This window comes from Enterobacter asburiae, from assembly GCF_001521715.1.
GTDB classification, from domain to species: Bacteria; Pseudomonadota; Gammaproteobacteria; order Enterobacterales; family Enterobacteriaceae; genus Enterobacter; species Enterobacter asburiae.
Genome location: NZ_CP011863.1, coordinates 148,090 through 168,362 on the forward strand (window position 1 = coordinate 148,090; position 20,273 = coordinate 168,362).

The 20,273-nt window shown below is 56.5% G+C and carries 13 protein-coding genes, 4 pseudogenes and 1 other annotated feature; of the genes and pseudogenes, 13 read left to right on the forward strand and 4 right to left on the reverse strand.

Going from position 1 to position 20,273, the window contains the following annotated elements:
• Nucleotides 1-270: 270 nt before the first annotated feature.
• Both acrB and acrA read right to left on the reverse strand, forming a co-directional pair.
• Nucleotides 271-3,417: a multidrug efflux RND transporter permease subunit AcrB gene (gene acrB, locus ACJ69_RS00725; protein WP_029741964.1), complete on the reverse strand. Its 3,147-nt coding sequence runs from the start codon at nt 3,415-3,417 to the stop codon at nt 271-273.
• 22 nt (nt 3,418-3,439) lie between these two features.
• Nucleotides 3,440-4,633: a multidrug efflux RND transporter periplasmic adaptor subunit AcrA gene (gene acrA, locus ACJ69_RS00730; protein ID WP_029741963.1), complete on the reverse strand. Its 1,194-nt coding sequence runs from the start codon at nt 4,631-4,633 to the stop codon at nt 3,440-3,442.
• 141 nt (nt 4,634-4,774) lie between these two features.
• Between acrA and ACJ69_RS00735 the strand changes: the two are divergent.
• The 4 genes and pseudogenes from ACJ69_RS00735 to mscK form a co-directional block, all read left to right on the forward strand.
• Nucleotides 4,775-5,053, forward strand: a pseudogene (locus ACJ69_RS00735) (TetR family transcriptional regulator); the annotation flags it as partial.
• A 69-nt stretch (nt 5,054-5,122) separates the two neighbouring features.
• Nucleotides 5,123-6,103 (forward strand): IS5-like element IS5 family transposase, encoded by a 981-nt coding sequence (locus ACJ69_RS00740; RefSeq protein WP_059346264.1) that lies wholly within the window; start codon nt 5,123-5,125, stop codon nt 6,101-6,103.
• 146 nt (nt 6,104-6,249) lie between these two features.
• A pseudogene (locus ACJ69_RS00745) lies at nt 6,250-6,627 on the forward strand (multidrug efflux transporter transcriptional repressor AcrR); the annotation flags it as partial.
• A 113-nt stretch (nt 6,628-6,740) separates the two neighbouring features.
• The gene (gene mscK, locus ACJ69_RS00750) at nt 6,741-10,088 is read left to right on the forward strand and encodes a mechanosensitive channel MscK (RefSeq protein WP_059346265.1); all 3,348 of its coding nucleotides are present in this window, start codon (nt 6,741-6,743) and stop codon (nt 10,086-10,088) included.
• Between the two features lie 44 nt (nt 10,089-10,132).
• On the opposite strand, the pseudogene rsmS reads toward mscK, so the two are convergent.
• Nucleotides 10,133-10,301 (reverse strand): annotated as a pseudogene (rsmS, locus tag ACJ69_RS00755) (pleiotropic regulatory protein RsmS); the annotation flags it as partial.
• A 14-nt stretch (nt 10,302-10,315) separates the two neighbouring features.
• Nucleotides 10,316-10,843 (reverse strand): primosomal replication protein N'', encoded by a 528-nt coding sequence (gene priC, locus ACJ69_RS00760; protein ID WP_033144793.1) that lies wholly within the window; start codon nt 10,841-10,843, stop codon nt 10,316-10,318.
• A gap of 50 nt (nt 10,844-10,893) precedes the next feature.
• On the opposite strand from priC, the gene ACJ69_RS00765 reads away from it, so the two are divergent.
• From ACJ69_RS00765 to ACJ69_RS00805, 9 genes and pseudogenes are all read left to right on the forward strand, one after another.
• Nucleotides 10,894-11,271 carry a DUF454 family protein gene (locus ACJ69_RS00765; protein WP_029741960.1) on the forward strand — a complete coding sequence of 126 codons (378 nt, stop codon included), beginning with the start codon at nt 10,894-10,896 and terminating at the stop codon, nt 11,269-11,271.
• A 150-nt stretch (nt 11,272-11,421) separates the two neighbouring features.
• Entirely contained in the window at nt 11,422-11,973 is a 552-nt protein-coding gene (gene apt / locus ACJ69_RS00770; protein ID WP_000127359.1) for an adenine phosphoribosyltransferase, read from the forward strand.
• Between the two features lie 88 nt (nt 11,974-12,061).
• On the forward strand, nt 12,062-13,990 hold the full coding sequence (dnaX, locus tag ACJ69_RS00775; protein ID WP_059346266.1) for a DNA polymerase III subunit gamma/tau: 1,929 nt from the start codon (nt 12,062-12,064) through the stop codon (nt 13,988-13,990).
• Nucleotides 13,320-13,384 (forward strand) — a sequence feature (DnaX frameshifting element). Its footprint overlaps the gene before it by 65 nt.
• Before the next feature lie 54 nt (nt 13,991-14,044).
• The gene (locus ACJ69_RS00780) at nt 14,045-14,377 is read left to right on the forward strand and encodes a YbaB/EbfC family nucleoid-associated protein (RefSeq protein WP_003858972.1); all 333 of its coding nucleotides are present in this window, start codon (nt 14,045-14,047) and stop codon (nt 14,375-14,377) included.
• On the forward strand, nt 14,377-14,982 hold the full coding sequence (recR, locus tag ACJ69_RS00785) for a recombination mediator RecR (protein ID WP_059346267.1): 606 nt from the start codon (nt 14,377-14,379) through the stop codon (nt 14,980-14,982). The genes ACJ69_RS00780 and recR overlap by 1 nt, the downstream gene beginning before the upstream one ends.
• A gap of 110 nt (nt 14,983-15,092) precedes the next feature.
• Nucleotides 15,093-16,966: pseudogene (htpG, locus tag ACJ69_RS00790) on the forward strand (molecular chaperone HtpG).
• A 194-nt stretch (nt 16,967-17,160) separates the two neighbouring features.
• On the forward strand, nt 17,161-17,805 hold the full coding sequence (gene adk / locus ACJ69_RS00795) for an adenylate kinase (protein ID WP_006809841.1): 645 nt from the start codon (nt 17,161-17,163) through the stop codon (nt 17,803-17,805).
• Nucleotides 17,806-17,929: 124 nt separating this feature from the next.
• The gene (gene hemH / locus ACJ69_RS00800) at nt 17,930-18,892 is read left to right on the forward strand and encodes a ferrochelatase (RefSeq protein ID WP_029741031.1); all 963 of its coding nucleotides are present in this window, start codon (nt 17,930-17,932) and stop codon (nt 18,890-18,892) included.
• Nucleotides 18,893-18,954: 62 nt separating this feature from the next.
• Nucleotides 18,955-20,259 carry an inosine/guanosine kinase gene (locus tag ACJ69_RS00805; protein ID WP_059346268.1) on the forward strand — a complete coding sequence of 435 codons (1,305 nt, stop codon included), beginning with the start codon at nt 18,955-18,957 and terminating at the stop codon, nt 20,257-20,259.
• Nucleotides 20,260-20,273 lie beyond the last annotated feature (14 nt).

Here is a 20,273-nt window from a genome sequence, read left to right on the forward strand (position 1 = left end):
TTACGTTTCATCGGCTTAGCAAAAATGATGAGAAAAGTTCAGATTCAGACTTATCTTTGTAAGAACTTCTTATTAGGAATATTCCTAATACCTTAAGCGGGGAAATGAAATTAAAAAAATCCTGAATTCACCGATTAAGTTATCAGTTAATTATGATATGTCTATTTAAGATGGCAGAAAATAAATAGAACCACAATAAGCGTAATTTATGATTTTTTCTGAAAATGAAAAAGGCCGCTAATGCGGCCTTTTTATCATGTGAAACCGGTATCAGTGAGGTTCTACCGAATGACTGTGTTCAACATCTTCATTCTTTCGGCTAAAGCGGCGGCGAACCACCACGAAGAACACCGGTACGAAGAAGATAGCCAGTACGGTCGCGGTAACCATACCGCCCATCACGCCTGTACCTACTGCGTTCTGCGCGCCGGAGCCTGCACCGGAGCTGATAACCAGCGGCAGTACGCCGAGGATAAATGCCAGCGACGTCATCAGGATTGGGCGCAGACGCATACGAACCGCTTCAAGCGTCGCCTCAATAAGGCCTTTGCCTTCTTTCTCCATCAGATCTTTGGCGAATTCAACGATAAGTATCGCGTTCTTCGCCGACAAGCCAATGGTTGTCAGCAGGCCTACCTGGAAGTAAACGTCGTTGGTCAGTCCACGGAACGTTGCCGCAAGCAGCGCACCGATAACCCCGAGTGGAACCACCAGCATAACGGAGAACGGAATCGACCAGCTCTCGTACAGTGCCGCCAGACACAGGAAGACCACAATCAGTGAAATGGCGTACAGAGCAGGGGCCTGGTTACCGGACAGACGTTCCTGATAGGACATACCGGTCCAGTCGTAGCCGATACCCGCAGGCAGTTTGCTTGCCAGTTCTTCCATCAGGTTCATGGCTTCACCGGTGCTTCGGCCCGGAGCAGCCTGACCCAGGATCTCCATCGATGGCAGACCGTTATAGCGTTCCAGACGCGGTGAACCGTATTCCCAGCGTGAGGTTGAGAACGCCGAGAACGGAACCATCTGACCATTGCTGCCGCGCACGAACCAGCTGTTGATATCGTTCGGCAACATACGGTACTGCGCCTCGGACATCACGTAGACTTTCTTCACACGACCGCGGTCGATGAAGTCGTTAACGTAGCTACCGCCCCAGGCAGCGCCCAGCGTGGTGTTGATGTCACTGATGGATACGCCCAGCGCCTGAGCTTTCTCCTGGTCGATATCGATCTTGTACTGCGGCGTATCTTCCAGGCCGTTTGGACGCACGCCAACCAGCAGGTCAGGGTGTTTAGCGACTTCACCAAACAGCTGGTTACGCGCCTGCGTCAGTTTTTCGTGACCCAGACCGCCCTGGTCAATCAGCTGGAAGTCGAAGCCGGTTGCGGTACCCAGTTCAACAATCGCTGGCAGGTTAAAGGCGAAGACCATCGCATCTTTAATCTGCGAGAAGGTGCCCATTGCACGGCCGGTGATGGCTTCAACCTTGTTCTTTTCGCCCGGACGTTCAGACCAGTCTTTCAGAGAAACGAAGGCAATACCGGTGTTCTGACCACGACCCGCAAAGCCAAAGCCGTTAACCGCAAACACGGACTCAACGTTGTCTTTCTCTTTGGTGAGATAGTAGTCGGTCACTTCATCCAGCACTTTCTGGGTACGCTCTTGCGAGGCACCTGCCGGAAGCTGTGCCATCGTCAGGAACACGCCCTGGTCTTCATCTGGCAGGAACGAGCTTGGCAGACGAACGAACAGGAAGGCCATGCCCACCACGATGATGATATAGAGCAGCAGGTAACGACCGGTGCTGCGCAGGATGTTGCCCACGCTGTCGGTGTAGTGGTGCGTGCTCTTATCGAACATGCGGTTAAACCAGCCGAAGAACCCTTTATGCTCGCCGTGACCGCCTTTCTGAATCGGCTTCAGCATGGTGGCACACAGGGCAGGGGTCAGGATCAACGCTACCAGCACCGACAGCGCCATCGCGGAAACGATGGTAATGGAGAACTGACGGTAAATCGCACCGGTTGAGCCCCCGAAGAAGGCCATCGGGATAAATACCGCAGACAGCACCATCGCGATACCGACCAGCGCGCCCTGGATTTGACCCATTGATTTACGGGTCGCTTCCTTCGGCGGCAGACCTTCCTCCGCCATCACACGCTCGACGTTCTCGACCACGACGATGGCGTCATCCACCAGCAGGCCGATGGCGAGCACCATCCCGAACATCGTCAGGGTGTTTATCGAGTAGCCAAATATCGACAGGATCGCAAAGGTACCGAGCAATACCACCGGCACGGCAATCGTTGGGATAAGCGTCGCGCGGAAGTTTTGCAGGAACAGGTACATCACCAGGAAGACCAGGATGATCGCCTCAACCAGCGTCTTAACCACTTCATGAATCGAGATTTTGACGAACGGCGTGGTGTCGTACGGGTAAACGATTTTCAGACCTGACGGGAAGAACGGTTCCATCTTCTTCAGCTCTGCGCGGATCGCCGTGGCGGTGTCCAGGGCGTTAGCGCCTGTCGCCAGTTTGATACCCAGACCGGAAGCCGGTTTACCGTTAAACTTCGCGATGATGTCGTAGTTCTCACCGCCCAGCTCAACTTTCGCCACGTCGCGCAGGCGAACCTGCGAACCGTCCTGATTCACTTTCAGCAGAATTTTGCTGAACTCATCGGCAGAGGTCAGACGGGTCTGCGCGATGATCGAGGCGTTAAGCTGCTGGCCTTTCACCGGCGGTGTACCGCCTAACTGACCGGCCGCTACCTGGGCGTTCTGCGCTTTAATTGCGCTGATCACGTCAACCGGGGTCAGCTGGAAGTTGTTCAGCTTGTTCGGATCCATCCAGATACGCATCGCGTACTGAGAACCGAACAGCTGCACGTCACCCACACCGGAAGTACGGCTGATGGCGTCCTTCATGTTGGCGCCCACGTAGTCGGAAATATCCTCCTGCGTCATGGTGCCGTTGGTGTTGATAACGCCGACAACCATCAGGAAGCTACTGGACGATTTCTCGACGCTCACACCCTGCTGTTGTACTTCCTGCGGCAGCAAAGGCATTGCCAGCTGCAGTTTGTTCTGCACCTGAACCTGCGCAATGTCCGCATCCGTACCTGACTGGAAGGTCAGGGTGATCTGCACCGTACCGGTGGAGTCACTGTTTGAGGACATGTACATCAGGTTATCGATACCGTTCATGTTCTGTTCGATAACCTGGGTGACGGTGTCCTGCACCGTTTTCGCATCAGCCCCCGGGTAGGTTGCGGAAATTGTCACCGCCGGTGGCGCAATCGTTGGATATTGCGCGACAGGCAGCTTCAGGATCGCAAGTCCCCCGGCCAGCATGATGATAATGGCGATCACCCACGCAAATATGGGGCGATCGATAAAGAAATTAGGCATGTCTTAACGGCTCCTGTTTAAGTTAAGACTTGGTTTGTTCTGACTGGCCAGCGGCCGAAGCTTGTTGTTTATCGTCAGATTTCACTTCCTGTGCTTTAACCTGCGCGCCAGGACGAACTTTTTGCAAACCAGTAACAATCACGCGATCGCCATCTTTCAGACCTTCCGTCACCAGCCATTTATCGCCAATCGCCTGGGTGGCGGTGATATTGCGCGTTTCGACTTTGTCATCAGCCCCAACAACCAGCGCGCTCGCATCGCCGCGAGGCGTACGGGTCACACCCTGCTGTGGAACCAGAAGTGCGGTTGGATTCGTTCCTTCTTCCAGACGCGCGCGAACGAACATACCTGGCAGCAGATTTTTGTCAGGGTTCGGGAAAATCGCACGTAAGGTGATGGAACCGGTAGTCTGGTCGACCGTCACGTCAGAGAATTCCAGGGTACCTTCCTGCGGGAACTTAATACCGTCGTTGGTAATCAGCTCCACCTTGGCTTTACCGTTTTCCTGTTTCAGGGTGCCGTTAGCCAGCTCCTGTTTAAGGCGCAGGAAATCGTTGCTGGACTGCGTTACGTCAACGTAGATCGGATCGAGCTGCTGCACGGTTGCCAGCGCATTGGTCTGACCGTTCTGCACCAGCGCCCCTTCCGTGACGGAAGACTTACCAATACGACCGCTGATAGGGGAGGTCACTTTGGTATAGGCCAGGTTAATGCGCGCGGTTTCGACGGCCGCTTTGGCTGCCACCACGGCCGCGTTAGCCTGCTGTGCATCGGCCAGAGCGGTATCGTAATCCTGTTGGCTGATGTACTTAGTGCCGAGCAGCTTTTGATAGCGGTTCAACGTCAGCTGAGCAATTTTGGCCGCGGCTTGTGCTTTTGCCAGGTCGCCTTTCGCACTTTCATAAGAGGCCTGATAGGTTGCTGGATCAATCTGATACAGAGACTCGCCGGCTTTCACATCACCACCTTCGGTGAAGTTACGCTTCAGGATAATGCCGCTGACCTGAGGACGCACTTCCGCAATGCGGTAAGCATTGGTACGGCCTGGTAATTCGGTGGTGATTTGTAGAGGTTCAGATTTGAGCGTCACGACGCCTACTTCTGGCGCCTGCTGAGCTCCTTGTTGAGCTGGTTTGTCGTCACATCCTGTTAGCGCTAAGCTGCCTGAGAGCATCAGAACGACCGCCAGAGGCGTTAACCCTCTGTTTTTGTTCATATGTAAACCTCGAGTGTCCGATTTCAAATTGATCAAGGGTCCTGAGTCTAAAAACCCATTGCTGCGTTTATATTATCGTCATGCTATGGTACATACATTCACAAATGTATGTAAATCTGACTCCTGTAAATTCACCCACCTATGGCACGAAAAACTAAACAACAAGCGCTGGAAACCCGACAACACATTCTGGATGTGGCAATACGTTTGTTCTCGCAGCAGGGTGTTTCATCCACCTCGCTGGCGCAGATTGCTCAGGCTGCCGGTGTGACGCGAGGAGCGATTTACTGGCATTTTAAAGATAAGTCAGATCTGTTCAGTGAAATCTGGGAGCTTTCAGAGTCCAGCATTAGCGATCTCGAGAGTGAGTATCGGGCAAAATTCCCTGACGATCCACTCTCAGTATTGAGAGAAATATTAGGGAAGGTGCGAACAAGTCCCTGATATGAGATCATGTTTGTCATCTGGAGCCATGGAACAGGGTTCATCATGAGTCATCAACTTACCTTCGCCGACAGTGAATTCAGCAGTAAGCGCCGTCAGACCAGAAAAGAGATTTTCTTGTCCCGCATGGAGCAGATTCTGCCATGGCAAAACATGGTGGAAGTCATCGAGCCGTTTTACCCCAAGGCTGGTAATGGCCGGCGACCTTATCCGCTGGAAACCATGCTACGCATTCACTGCATGCAGCATTGGTACAACCTGAGCGATGGCGCGATGGAAGATGCTCTGTACGAAATCGCCTCCATGCGTCTGTTTGCCCGGTTATCCCTGGATAGCGCCTTGCCGGACCGCACCACCATCATGAATTTCCGCAACCTGCTGGAGCAGCATCAACTGGCCCGCCAATTGTTCAAGACCATCAATCGCTGGCTGGCCGAAGCAGGCGTCATGATGACTCAAGGCACCTTGGTCGATGCCACCATCATTGAGGCACCCAGCTCGACCAAGAACAAAGAGCAGCAACGCGATCCGGAGATGCATCAGACCAAGAAAGGCAATCAGTGGCACTTTGGCATGAAGGCCCACATTGGTGTCGATGCCAAGAGTGGCCTGACCCACAGCCTAGTCACCACCGCGGCCAACGAGCATGACCTCAATCAGCTGGGTAATCTGCTGCATGGAGAGGAGCAATTTGTCTCAGCCGATGCCGGCTACCAAGGGGCGCCACAGCGCGAGGAGCTGGCCGAGGTGGATGTGGACTGGCTGATCGCCGAGCGCCCCGGCAAGGTAAGAACCTTGAAACAGCATCCACGCAAGAACAAAACGGCCATCAACATCGAATACATGAAAGCCAGCATCCGGGCCAAGGTGGAGCACCCATTTCGCATCATCAAGCGACAGTTCGGCTTCGTGAAAGCCAGATACAAGGGGTTGCTGAAAAACGATAACCAACTGGCGATGTTATTCACGCTGGCCAACCTGTTTCGGGCGGACCAAATGATACGTCAGTGGGAGAGATCTCACTAAAAACTGGGGATAACACCTTAAATGGCGAAGAAACGGTCTAAATAGGCTGATTCAAGGCATTTACGGGAGAAAAAATCGGCTCAAACATGAAGAAATGAAATGACTGAGTCAGCCGAGAAGAATTTCCCCGCTTATTCGCACCTTCCTTAGTATATATCCTTGAAGCAACGGTAGTTGAAGAACGTCGCAGATTAATGATGGAGATTATTTTTCATAAATGCGAGTTCGTGGGCGAGATGGCGGTGGTGCAGCAGGCACAACGCAGCCTTAGCCTGGAGAGCTATGATCGTATTGAACAGAACCTGAACCTGTGTATGCAGGCAAAACTATTACCGGCCAATCTCTTGACCCGACGGGCGGCAATCCTGATGCGCAGCTACATTTCCGGTCTGATGGAAAACTGGCTTTTCGCGCCGCAATCCTTTGACCTCAAAGAGGAAGCCCGCAGCTACGTGGCGATTTTACTGGAAATGCTACAGCTCTGCCCCACGCTGCGCAGCGACGCGCCTTCGCTAACGGCCTGATCCCTTTCCAGGATTTATCTCAGAGGATAACGTTCGCGCTATTCTGCTTTCAGCGAGCGTGATATTCTTCACGCCGGACTATTTTCGGTCATCTTCTGACATCATTCACAACTATGCTGCCCATCAATCGCTCGCAACATCCTGTTTTTGCATTGCTCTTTGCGATGCTGTTTTTCTTCGCCACGGCGCCGCTGACCTGGGCCCGCGCCGATAACAGCAATGATATTCCCTCGCGCGGCGATGTTCAGTCGCAGCTCGACACGCTGAACAAACAAAAAGATCTCTCCCCTCAGGATAAACTCGTCCAGCAGGACCTGACGGAAACGCTGGAAACGCTGGATAAAATTGAACGCATCAAAGCGGAAACCGTCCAGCTTCGTCAGAAGGTGGCGCAGGCGCCTGAAAACATGCGTAAGGCCACCGACGCGCTGAATGCCCTCAGCGATGTGGATAACGACGACGAGACGCGCAAGACGCTCTCGACGCTCTCCTTACGCCAGCTGGAGTCTCGCGTCGCGCAACTGCTCGACGACCTGCAAACCGCGCAGTCCGACCTCGCGACCTATAACAGCCAGCTTGTCTCGCTGCAGACCCAGCCCGAGCGCGTGCAAAACGCGATGTACGCCGCGTCTCAGCAGCTGCAGCAGATCCGCAACCGTCTGAACGGCACGACGGTCGGCGAAGGCACGCTGCGCCCGACGCAGCAAACCCTGCTGCTGGTTCAGCAGACCTTGCTCAATGCGCAAATCGAACAGCAGCGTAAAAGCCTTGAAGGGAATACGGTGCTGCAGGACACGCTTCAGAAACAGCGTGATTACGTCACCGCGAATATTAATCGCCTGGAACACCAGCTTCAGCTGTTGCAGGAGGCGGTAAACAGCAAACGCCTGACCCTGACGGAAAAAACCGCCCAGGAGGCCGTATCGCCTGACGAAACCGCCCGAATTCAGGCGAATCCGTTGGTGAAACAGGAGCTCGAGGCCAACCACCAGCTTAGCCAGCGCCTGATACTGGCGACGGAAAACGGCAACTCGCTGGTTCAGCAAAATATCAAAGTGAAGAACTGGCTGGATCGCGCGCTGCAGGCTGAGCGCAACATCAAAGAGCAGATTGCGGTTCTGAAGGGTAGCCTCCTGCTGTCGCGTATTCTCTACCAGCAGCAGCAGACGCTCCCGTCCGCCGATGAGCTGGAGGACATGACCAACCGCATTGCGGATTTACGTCTGGAACAGTTTGACGTCAACCAGCAGCGCGATGCCCTTTTCCAGAGCGATACCTTTGTCGCCAAAATTGAAGAGGGGCATTCCAGCGACGTGAACCCGGAAGTGCACGACGCGCTGCTCCAGGTCGTGGATATGCGTCGCGAGCTGCTGGACCAGCTCAACAAACAGCTGGGCAACCAGCTGATGATGGCCATTAACCTGCAAATCAACCAGCAGCAGCTGGTGAGCGTCTCGAAAAGTCTGCAGGAGATCCTGACCCAGCAGATTTTCTGGGTGAACAGCAACAAGCCGATGGACTGGGACTGGGTCAAATCCTTCCCGGAGACGCTGAAAACGCAGATTAAGAGCATGAAGATCACCGTAAACTGGGAGAAAGCCTGGCCTGCGGTGACGATTGCCCTGCTGGCGGGATTACCGCTGCTGCTGATTGCCGGCCTGATCCGCTGGCGTCTGGGCTGGCTGAAAAAATATCAGGCGAAGCTGGCCTCCGAAGTGGGGCAGCTGCGCAACGATAGCCAGCTCCATACGCCAAAAGCGATTCTCATCGATCTCATCCGCGCCCTGCCGGTGTGCCTGATTATTCTGGCCGTGGGCCTGATTCTGCTCACCATGCAGCTCAACGTCAGCGACCTGCTGTGGGCGTTCAGTAAAAAACTGGCGCTGTTCTGGCTGGTGTTTGGCGTGTGCTGGAAGGTGCTGGAAAAAGACGGCGTGGCGGTGCGTCATTTCAACATGCCTGCGCAGCTGACCAGCCACTGGCGTCGTCAGATTGTGCGCATCAGCCTGGCGCTCCTTCCGCTCCACTTCTGGTCGGTTGTCTCTGAGCTTTCTCCGCTGCATCTGATGGATGACGTGCTGGGCCAGCTGGTCATCCTGCTGAACCTGCTGCTGATCGCGATCCTGATGTGGCCGATGTGCCGCGACAGCTGGCGTGATAAAGAGTCCCACAATATTCGCCTGGCCACCGTGACGGTGCTGGCGATCATTCCTCTGGCGCTGATGGTGCTGACGGCAACGGGCTACTTCTACACCACGCTGCGCCTGTCCGGGCGCTGGATTGAAACGGTCTATCTGGTGATCGTCTGGAACCTGCTCTATCAGACCGTGCTGCGCGGCCTGAGCGTGGCGGCCCGCCGCATCGCCTATCGCCGTGCCATCGCGCGTCGTCAGCATCAGGTGAAAGAAGGAGCCGAAGGCGCGGAACCGCAGGAAGAGCCGACCATCGCCCTGGAGCAGGTTAACCAGCAGACGCTGCGCATCACCATGCTGGTGATGATCGCCCTGTTTGCGGTGATGTTCTGGGCTATCTGGTCCGATCTTATTACCGTTTTCGCCTATCTCGACAGTATTACCCTCTGGCAATACAACGGTACCGAAGCGGGCGCGGCGGTCATGAAAAGCGTGACCATGGGCAGCCTGCTGTTTGCGCTGGTGTCGTCGGTGGTGGCCTGGGCGCTGATTCGCAACCTGCCAGGCCTGCTCGAAGTGCTGCTCCTGTCACGTCTGAATCTTCGCCAGGGGGCGTCCTACGCCATTACCACGATCCTCAACTACGTGATCATTATTGTTGGGGCGATGACGGTCTTTGGCTCGCTTGGCGTCTCGTGGGATAAACTGCAGTGGCTGGCGGCCGCTCTCTCGGTCGGTCTTGGTTTTGGCCTGCAGGAGATCTTCGGTAACTTTGTGTCCGGCCTGATCATCCTGTTCGAACGTCCGGTACGAATCGGCGATACCGTCACCATCGGCACCTTCTCCGGTACGGTCAGCAAGATCCGTATTCGTGCCACCACCATCACCGACTTCGATCGCAAAGAGGTGATCATCCCGAACAAAGCGTTCGTGACCGAGCGCCTGATCAACTGGTCGCTCTCGGATACGGTAACGCGCGTGGTGATCCGCCTGGGCGTAGCCTATGGATCGGATCTGGAGAAGGTGAAAGAGGTACTGCTCAAGGCGGCGTCAGAACATCCGAAAGTGATGCACGATCCGGCTCCGGCGGTCTTCTTCACCACCTTTGGGCCGAGCACGCTGGATCACGAGCTGCGTTTATACGTGCGCGAGCTGCGTGACCGCAGCTACACGGTGGATGAGCTTAACCGCTCTATCGATCGTCTGTGCCGTGAAAACGATATTAATATCGCCTTCAACCAGCTTGAGGTTCACCTGCGCAACGAGAAGGGTGATGAGCATACGGAATTGAAGCGCGACATCAAGGGTGACGATCCGACTCCGGCGTAATCTATTATTTTCCCTCTGCCCTCAGGGGCGAGGGAACGATTTCCCCCCTCTCCCTCAGGGAGAGGGCCGGGGTGAGGGTAATTTACCTTCAAAATCCCGCCGCACAATCTCCAGTGCCTTAAGCACCGTTTCGGCGGGGATCTCATGATTCTCCAGCAGCATAATCAAATCGACGGCCAGCTTGACCTCATCGGGTGCATTTTCCAGTGACATGGGTGTGGCTCCTGTTAACGGGTCAAACGTTCAATGACGCGCTCAATCTCATCCCGCGCCTGACGGCAGCGGACGATGCGTCCTTCCAGCGCGCTAATCTCGCGCATCAATAGCTGCTGCTCTTCCAGCGTTTCGCTGTTGTTCAGCCGCGTCTCGCGCTCGCGCTTCATCTCAAACAGCCGGCGCTCAAACTCCTGGTTCTCCAGCCGCTTGCGCTGCCATTTACCGAGCCCCGGCGAGGCGCTGTCCCAGGCGCGCAGCGGCCAGGCGGCGATTTCGCGATGCAGAGCGGTGATCTGTTCAGTGAGATGCTCCGCAAGCCACGCCACCTGTTCCTGCTGTTCACTCTCAACCGCATGGCGAAGCTCGTCGAGGTTCGTCTGCGCTTCCGCCAGGTAATCCTGAATGACGGTGCTGCGGGTACGAAAAAGCTGCCGGTCAAAGCGCGGTTTCAGCGTGGCGTGCCCCATTAGCGGTGTAGCCTGCTCCCGCAGAGCAATCAGCTGATTTTGCAGCCTCTCAAGAAGCAGTGCTGTTTTCAAGGCGCTCTCCAGTGGTAAAGTAGCCGTTCAGTTTGATAACGATTCGCATTATGAAGCGTACTATTTTAATCATCATTGGCTGGCTCGCGGTAGTGCTTGGCACGCTGGGTGTGTTTTTACCCTTGCTGCCGACCACCCCGTTTATCCTGCTGGCGGCCTGGTGCTTCGCCCGCTCGTCGCCGCGTTTTCACCACTGGCTGCTCTATCGTTCATGGTTTGGCGGCTATCTGCGGCACTGGCAAAAACACCGGGCCATGCCGCCCGGCGCGAAGCCGCGCGCGATCGCGGTGATCCTCATCACCTTCGCTATTTCATTATGGCTGGTGAAAATGATGTGGGTACGCATTCTGCTGCTGGCGATCCTCTCCTGCCTGCTTATCTTCATGTGGCGGATCCCCGTGGTTGATGAAAAGCAACAAAAGCACTGAAGCCTCATCATGGCTGTTGCAATTATCACGCGCAGCCAGTAAATTCGACCGTTTTCGAGCACAGGTGCGCCTGGTCAAAGGTTAAACAATTGTTGCCTTGGCCGACTCGTTGCGCGCTGTGAGTAACACTGTTTCATTTAGGCAAAACCGATGACCGCAACTGCACAGCAGCTTGAATATCTGAAAAACAGCATCAAAAGCATCCAGGACTATCCAAAGCCTGGCATTCTTTTCCGTGATGTCACCAGCTTGCTGGAAGACCCGAAAGCGTACGCGCTCAGCATTGAACTGCTGGTCGAGCGTTATAAAAACGCCGGGATCACCAAAGTAGTAGGTACCGAAGCCCGTGGCTTCCTGTTTGGCGCACCGGTTGCGCTGGCAATGGGCGTGGGTTTTGTGCCGGTGCGTAAGCCGCGCAAACTGCCGCGTGAAACCATTGCTGAGAGCTATGAGCTGGAGTACGGCACCGATCAGCTGGAGATCCACGTGGATGCGATCAAACCTGGCGACAAAGTGCTGGTGGTGGACGATCTGCTGGCAACCGGCGGTACCATTGAAGCGACCGTGAAGCTGATCCGTCGTCTGGGTGGTGAAGTGACCGACGCGGCATTCATCATCAACCTGTTCGATCTCGGCGGTGAACAGCGCCTCGAAAAACAGGGCATTACCAGCTATAGCCTGGTGCCTTTCCCGGGTCATTAATCCCGGTTTTCACAACCTCGCTCAATGGGTGAGGTTGTGATAGCATTCCCCTCCATAAATTCACCTTCCAGCGTTGCAGAGCCTGCCCATGAGTTATCAGGTGTTAGCCCGTAAATGGCGACCACAAACCTTTGCTGACGTTGTCGGTCAGGAACATGTGCTGACGGCCCTGGCGAACGGCTTGTCGCTAGGTCGCATCCATCACGCCTATCTTTTCTCCGGCACCCGCGGCGTCGGTAAGACCTCTATTGCCCGCTTGCTGGCAAAAGGTCTTAACTGCGAAACCGGGATCACCGCCACGCCGTGCGGCGTGTGTGATAACTGCCGGGAGATCGAGCAGGGGCGTTTTGTCGATCTGATCGAGATCGACGCCGCCTCGCGCACCAAAGTGGAAGATACCCGCGATCTGCTCGATAACGTGCAGTACGCCCCGGCGCGCGGCCGCTTCAAGGTCTACCTGATCGATGAAGTGCACATGCTGTCGCGCCATAGCTTTAACGCCCTGCTGAAAACGCTGGAAGAGCCGCCCGCGCACGTGAAGTTCCTGCTGGCGACCACCGATCCGCAAAAGCTGCCGGTCACGATCCTGTCGCGCTGCCTGCAGTTCCACCTGAAGGCGCTGGACGTTGAGCAGATCCGCGCTCAGCTTGAGCACATTCTTGATGAAGAGAAGATCGTTCACGAGCCGCGCGCCCTGCAGCTGCTGGCCCGCGCGGCGGACGGCAGCCTGCGTGATGCGCTCAGCCTGACCGACCAGGCGATTGCCAGCGGTGACGGCAAGCTCTCCACCGAGGCGGTCAGCACCATGCTCGGCACGCTGGATGACGATCAGGCGCTGTCGCTTATCGAAGCGATGATTGCCGCCAACGGCGAACGCGTGATGTCGCAGGTGAATGCCGCCGCTGCCCGGGGTATTGAATGGGAAGGGCTGCTGGTTGAGATGCTCAGCCTGCTGCACCGCGTGGCAATGCTGCAGCTTTCTCCGTCCGCCATCGGTGCGGATATGGCCGCTATCGAACAGCGGATGCGTGAACTTGCCCGCACCGTGCCGCCTGCCGACGTGCAGCTGTATTACCAGACGCTGCTGATTGGCCGCAAAGAGTTACCGTTCGCGCCGGACCCCAGAATGGGCGTTGAAATGACGCTGCTGCGCGCGCTGGCGTTCCACCCGCGCATGCCATTGCCGGAGCCGGAAGCGCCGCGGCAGTCTTTCGCGCCGGTCGCCCCTACGGCGGTGATGTCGCCGCAGCAGGTGCCACCGCAGCCGACACCGCCGCCACAGCAGAACGTGCCGCTGTCGGATGCCACCAGTTCGGTGCTTGCCGCACGCAGCCAGCTGCAGCGTGCGCAGGGAGTAACCAAACCAAAAAAGAGTGAACCGGCAGCGCCAGGAAGAGCGCGGCCGGTGAACAACGCCGCGCTTGAACGACTGGCCTCGGTAACGGAGCGCGTACAGTCGCGTCCTGCACCGTCCGCGCTCGAGCAGAAAGCCCCGGTGAAAGAAGAGGCTTACCGCTGGAAGGCAACCACCATCACCGAAGAGGTGAAGGAAGAGGTCGCCACGCCGAAAGCGCTGAAAAAGGCGCTGGAGCATGAGAAAACGCCGGAGCTTTCCGCGAAGCTTGCCGAAGAGTCCATAGTGCGCGACGCCTGGGCCGCCGAGGTCAGCAAACTTCAGCTGCCTAAGCTGGTGGAGCAGGTCGCGCTGAATGCCTGGAAAGAGCAGGACGGCAATCAGGTGCGTTTGCACCTGCGTCCGGGTCAGCGGCACCTCAATTCCCCTGGCGCGCAAAAGGCGCTGGCCGAGGCGCTCACCGCATTACAGGGCGCGCCGGTTGAATTGACTATCATTGAAGATGATAATCCGGCAGTGCGAACGCCGCTCGAGTGGCGCCAGGCCATTTATGAAGAAAAGCTCGCGCAGGCGCGCGAGGCGATTATTGCGGATAACAACATTCAGACCCTGCGCCGGTTCTTCGACGCCGATCTGGATGAAGAGAGTATTCGCCCCATTTGATCGTGAGTCTGACTTACGGTTGTAATCCTTAAACGTGAAAGAAGAGAGAAGCCTATGTTTGGTGGAAAAGGCGGTCTGGGTGGCCTGATGAAGCAGGCTCAGCAGATGCAGGAAAAAATGCAGAAGATGCAGGAAGAGATCGCTCAGCTGGAAGTCACGGGTGAGTCCGGTGCCGGTCTGGTCAAAGTGACCATCAACGGTGCGCACAACTGCCGTCGCGTGGAAATCGACCCGAGCCTGCTCGAAGACGACAAAGAGATGCTGGAAGATCTGGTTGCAGCCGCGTTTAACGATGCCGCTCGCCGTATCGACGAAACTCAGAAAGAGAAAATGGCCTCTGTATCCAGCGGTATGCAGCTGCCGCCTGGCTTCAAGATGCCATTCTGATGCAAACCAGTCCGCTGCTCACGCAGTTAATGGAAGCACTGCGCTGCCTGCCGGGCGTTGGCCCGAAGTCGGCGCAGCGCATGGCGTTTACGCTATTGCAGCGCGACCGCAGCGGCGGGATGCGCCTGGCGCAGGCTTTAACCCGCGCCATGTCAGAAATTGGTCACTGTGCGGATTGCCGCACCTTTACCGAGCAGGACGTGTGTAACATCTGTACGAACCCGCGTCGTCAGGAAAACGGTCAGATTTGCGTGGTGGAGAGTCCTGCGGACATCTACGCCATCGAACAAACCGGGCAGTTTTCCGGCCGCTACTTCGTGCTGATGGGACATCTCTCCCCGCTGGACGGCATTGGCCCGGATGATATCGGTCTTGACCGCCTTGAACAGCGTCTTGAGTCCGAAACCATCAAAGAGGTGATCCTCGCCACCAACCCAACGGTGGAAGGGGAGGCAACCGCCAACTACATCGCCGAACTGTGCTCGCAGTACGGCGTTGACGCCAGCCGCATCGCCCACGGCGTGCCGGTGGGCGGCGAGCTGGAAATGGTCGACGGCACCACGCTGTCGCACTCTCTGGCCGGTCGTCACAAGATTGTTTTCTGACCAAACGGAGGCTGCGCGCGCGGCCTCCGCTTGAAAATTTCCCCCCTTATCCCCATCTCTCACTCAACGTTTTAAAACCCCGTTAAATGGCATTGTTGAGGTCGACTTAGATGAAAGGACAAGAAACCCGTGGTTTCCAGTCAGAAGTAAAACAGCTTCTGCACCTGATGATCCATTCCCTGTATTCCAACAAAGAAATTTTCCTGCGTGAGCTGATTTCCAACGCCTCGGACGCGGCGGACAAGCTGCGCTTCCGCGCGCTGTCCAACCGGACCTGTACGAAGGCGACGGCGAGCTGCGCGTGCGCGTCTCGTTCAATAAAGAGAACCGCACCCTGACCATCGCCGATAACGGCATCGGGATGAACCGCGATGAGGTGATCGACCACCTCGGCACCATCGCCAAATCCGGCACCAAAGCGTTCCTCGAGTCCATGGGCTCTGACCAGGCGAAAGACAGCCAGCTCATCGGCCAGTTCGGCGTGGGCTTCTACTCGGCGTTTATCGTGGCCGACAAAGTTACCGTCCGTACCCGTGCGGCAGGCGACAGCGCCGAGAACGGCGTGCTGTGGGAATCCAAAGGGGAAGGCGAATACACCGTTGATGACATCACCAAGGCGGATCGCGGCACCGAAATCACCCTGCACCTGCGCGAAGGGGAAGATGATTTCCTGAACGACTGGCGCGTGCGCTCCATCATCAGCAAATATTCCGATCACATCGCCCTGCCGGTAGAGATTGAAAAACAGGAAGAGAAAGACGGCGAAACCGTGGTTTCCTGGGAGAAGATCAACAAGGCGCAGGCGCTGTGGACGCGCAACAAGTCTGAAATTAAAGACGACGAATACAACGAGTTCTACAAGCACATCGCCCACGACTTTACCGACCCGCTGACCTGGAGCCACAACCGCGTGGAAGGTAAGCAGGAGTACACCAGCCTGCTGTACATCCCGGCACAGGCGCCGTGGGACATGTGGAACCGCGATCACAAGCACGGCCTGAAGCTGTACGTGCAGCGCGTGTTCATCATGGACGACGCCGAGCAGTTCATGCCGAACTACCTGCGCTTCGTGCGCGGTCTGATAGATTCTAACGATCTGCCGCTGAACGTCTCGCGTGAAATTCTGCAGGACAGCACCGTCACCCGTAACCTGCGCAACGCCCTGACCAAACGTGCGCTGCAGATGCTGGAAAAACTGGCGAAAGACGATGCTGAAAAATATCAGACCTTCTGGAAACAGTTCGGCCTGGTGCTGAAAGAAGGCCCGGCAGAAGACACCGCGAACGTTGAAACCATCGCCAAACTGCTGCGCTTCGCCTCTACGCACACCGACTCCTCCGCGCAGACCGTGTCGCTGGAAGAGTACGTCTCCCGCATGAAAGAAGGGCAGGAGAAGATCTACTACATCACCGCCGACAGCTACGCGGCGGCGAAGAGCAGCCCGCACCTGGAGCTGCTGCGCAAGAAAGGCATCGAAGTGCTGCTGCTTTCTGACCGCATCGACGAGTGGATGATGAACTACCTGACCGAGTTCGACGGTAAGGCGTTCCAGTCCGTAGCCAAAGCGGACGAATCCATCGACAAGCTGGCGGATGAAGTGGACGAAAGCGCGAAAGAAGCCGAGAAGGCGCTGGAGCCGTTCGTTGAGCGCGTGAAAACCCTGCTGGGCGAGCGCGTGAAAGAGGTGCGCTTCACGCACCGTCTGACCGACACCCCGGCGATTGTCACCACCGATGTGGACGAAATGAGCACCCAGATGGCGAAGCTGTTCGCTGCGGCGGGCCAGGCGATGCCGGAAGTGAAATATATCTTTGAGCTTAATCCGGATCATCCTCTGGTGAAACGCGCGGCGGATACCCAGGACGACGCCCGCTTTGCCGAGTGGGTTGAGCTGCTGCTGGATCAGTCCCTGCTGGCCGAGCGCGGCACGCTGGAAGATCCTAACCTGTTCATTAAACGTGTGAATGCGCTGCTGCTGGCGTAATTGACCACGCCTCCCCTGGTCTTCTCCCTCTCCCGTGGGAGAGGGCCGGGGTGAGGGCACCAGACCCCACCCTCCCAAATAATCTCCCCCCGTTAACCGTTTCAGCCTTCCCGCCTTCCTTGAGCGATGCCCGTTCTGGTGGTATTGTTTAGCGCTTTTGAAAAATTGAAACGACTTTTGAGGGGATTTTCGCAATGCGTATTATTCTGCTTGGCGCTCCGGGCGCGGGTAAAGGAACTCAGGCTCAGTTCATCATGGAGAAATACGGTATTCCGCAAATCTCCACCGGTGACATGCTGCGCGCCGCTGTAAAATCTGGCTCCGAGCTGGGTAAACAAGCGAAAGACATCATGGACGCAGGCAAGCTGGTAACCGACGAGCTGGTTATTGCTCTGGTCAAAGAGCGCATTGCTCAGGAAGACTGCCGTAACGGTTTCCTGCTGGACGGCTTCCCACGCACCATTCCTCAGGCTGACGCCATGAAAGAAGCGGGCATCAACGTGGACTACGTTCTGGAGTTCGACGTGCCGGACGAGCTGATCGTTGACCGTATCGTTGGCCGTCGCGTACACGCTGCTTCTGGCCGCGTTTACCACATCAAATTCAACCCACCTAAGGTTGAAGGCAAAGACGACGTGACCGGAGAAGAGCTGACCACCCGTAAAGACGATCAGGAAGAGACCGTGCGTAAACGCCTGGTGGAATACCATCAGATGACCGCACCGCTGATCGGCTACTACACCAAAGAAGCGCAGGCGGGTAACACCAAATACGCGAAAGTTGACGGCACCAAAGCCGTGGCTGACGTACGTGCAGAGCTGGAAAAAATCCTCGGCTAATCGCGCGCCTCTCACCCGGGCTCCCGGGTGAGAAATATTCTCATCTTACCTATTACAGCAATGGGTTTCGTTTAAACGCATTTCCGCTACAATTGACAACCTATCAAATGGTTAAGAGGCGTGAATGAGTCAGGCGAAAACCGGCATCCTGCTTGCCAATCTGGGCACTCCAGAAGCACCTACATCAGACGCGGTAAAACGCTACCTGCGACAATTTTTAAGCGACACGCGCGTCGTGGATTTCCCGAGACTGCTGTGGTGGCCGCTGCTGCGTGGCGTCATTCTGCCGATTCGTTCTCCGCGCGTCGCCAAACTCTATCAGTCCGTCTGGATGGAAGAGGGCTCGCCGCTGATGGTTTACAGCCGTCGCCAGGAAAAAGCGCTGGCCGCCCGCCTGCCGGATATGCCCGTCGCGCTCGGCATGAGCTACGGAAAACCGTCCCTGAAAAGCGCGGTGGAATCACTGCTGGCGCAGGGCGTGGACCATATCGTCGTGCTGGCGCTCTACCCGCAGTATTCCTGCTCGACGGTGGCCGCCGTCTGGGACGAGCTGGCCCGCATTCTGGCGACCCGCCGCCGCATTCCGGGCGTGACCTTTATTCGCGACTACGCGGATAACGATCTCTACATCCAGGCGCTTGCCAACAGCGCGCGCGCGTCGTTTGAAAAGCACGGCGAGCCGGATCTGCTGCTCCTTTCCTATCACGGGATCCCGCAGCGTTTCGCCAATGAAGGGGATGATTATCCGCAGCGCTGCCGCGATACCACGCGCGAGCTGGTTTCCGCCCTTGGCCTGCCGCCGGAGAAGGTGATGATGACCTTCCAGTCGCGCTTTGGCCGCGAGCCGTGGCTGACGCCGTACACTGATGAAACCCTCAAAATGCTGGGCGAGAAGGGCGTGAAGCACATTCAGGTGATGTCGCCGGGCTTCTCGGCCGATTGTCTGGAAACGCTGGAGGAGATCGCGGTGCAAAACCGGGAATTTTTCCTTGAGGCTGGCGGCGAAAAGTACGAGTACATTCCGGCGCTTAACGACTCGCCTGAGCATATCGACATGATGGTCTCGCTGGTAACGAACAGCCGCTGATCGCACTCCGGGCCGGGTTTGTGCTACCATTCCCGGCCCATATTCTTCGTACAGTTCAGACCATGAAATTTCCCGGTAAACGCAAATCCAAACACTACTTCCCCGTCAATGCCCGCGATCCGCTCCTGCAGCAAATCCAGCCAGAAAACGAAACCAGCGCGGCATGGGTCGTCGGTATCGATCAGACGCTGGTGGACATTGAAGCGAAAGTGGATGATGCGTTTGTCGCCCGTTACGGTCTGAGCGCCGGTCACTCGCTGGTGATTGAGGACGACGTTGCCGAAGCGCTGTACCAGGAGCTGGTGCGCGAAAACCTGATTACCCATCAGTTCGCCGGTGGCACCATCGGCAATACCATGCATAACTACTCCGTGCTGGCCGACGACCGCTCGGTGCTGCTCGGCGTGATGTGCAGCAATATCGAAATCGGTGGCTATGCCTACCGCTATCTCTGCAACACCTCCAGCCGTACCGATCTGAACTACCTTCAGGGCGTCGACGGGCCTATTGGCCGCTGCTTTACGCTGATTAGCGATTCCGGCGAGCGTACTTTTGCCATCAGCCCGGGTCATATGAACAAGCTGCGCGCCGAGAGTATTCCGGAAGAGGTGATTGCGGGCGCCTCGGCGCTGGTGCTGACTTCCTACCTGGTGCGCTGTAAGCCGGGCGAGCCGATGCCGGAAGCGACCATGAAGGCGATCGAGTACGCGAAGAAATACAACGTGCCGGTCGTTCTGACGCTGGGAACAAAATTCGTTATCGCCGATAACCCGGAATGGTGGCAGGCCTTCCTGAAAGAGCACGTCTCGATTCTGGCAATGAACGAAGAAGAGGCCGAAGCGCTGACCGGCGAAAGCGATCCGCTGCTGGCGTCTGACAAAGCGCTGGACTGGGTGGATCTGGTGCTCTGCACCGCCGGCCCGGTTGGGCTGTACATGGCGGGCTTCACGGAAGAAGAGAGCAAGCGCAAAACCCAGCACCCGCTGCTGCCCGGTGCGATTGCCGAGTTCAACCAGTACGAGTTCAGCCGCGGCATGCGCTACAAAGACTGCGTGAATCCGCTGCGTATCTACTCTCATATCGCGCCATACATGGGCGGGCCGGAGAAGATCATGAACACCAACGGTGCGGGCGATGGCGCGCTGGCCGCGCTGCTGCACGACATCACCGCGAACGCCTACCACAAAACCAACGTGCCGAACTCCAGCAAGCATAAGTTCAGCTGGCTGACCTATTCCTCGCTGGCGCAGGTGTGTAAATATGCCAACCGCGTGAGCTATCAGGTGCTGAACCAGCATTCTCCGCGCTTAACGCGCGGTCTGCCTGAAAGAGAAGACAGCCTCGAAGAGGCTTATTGGGACAGGTAAAAGAAAACCCTCAC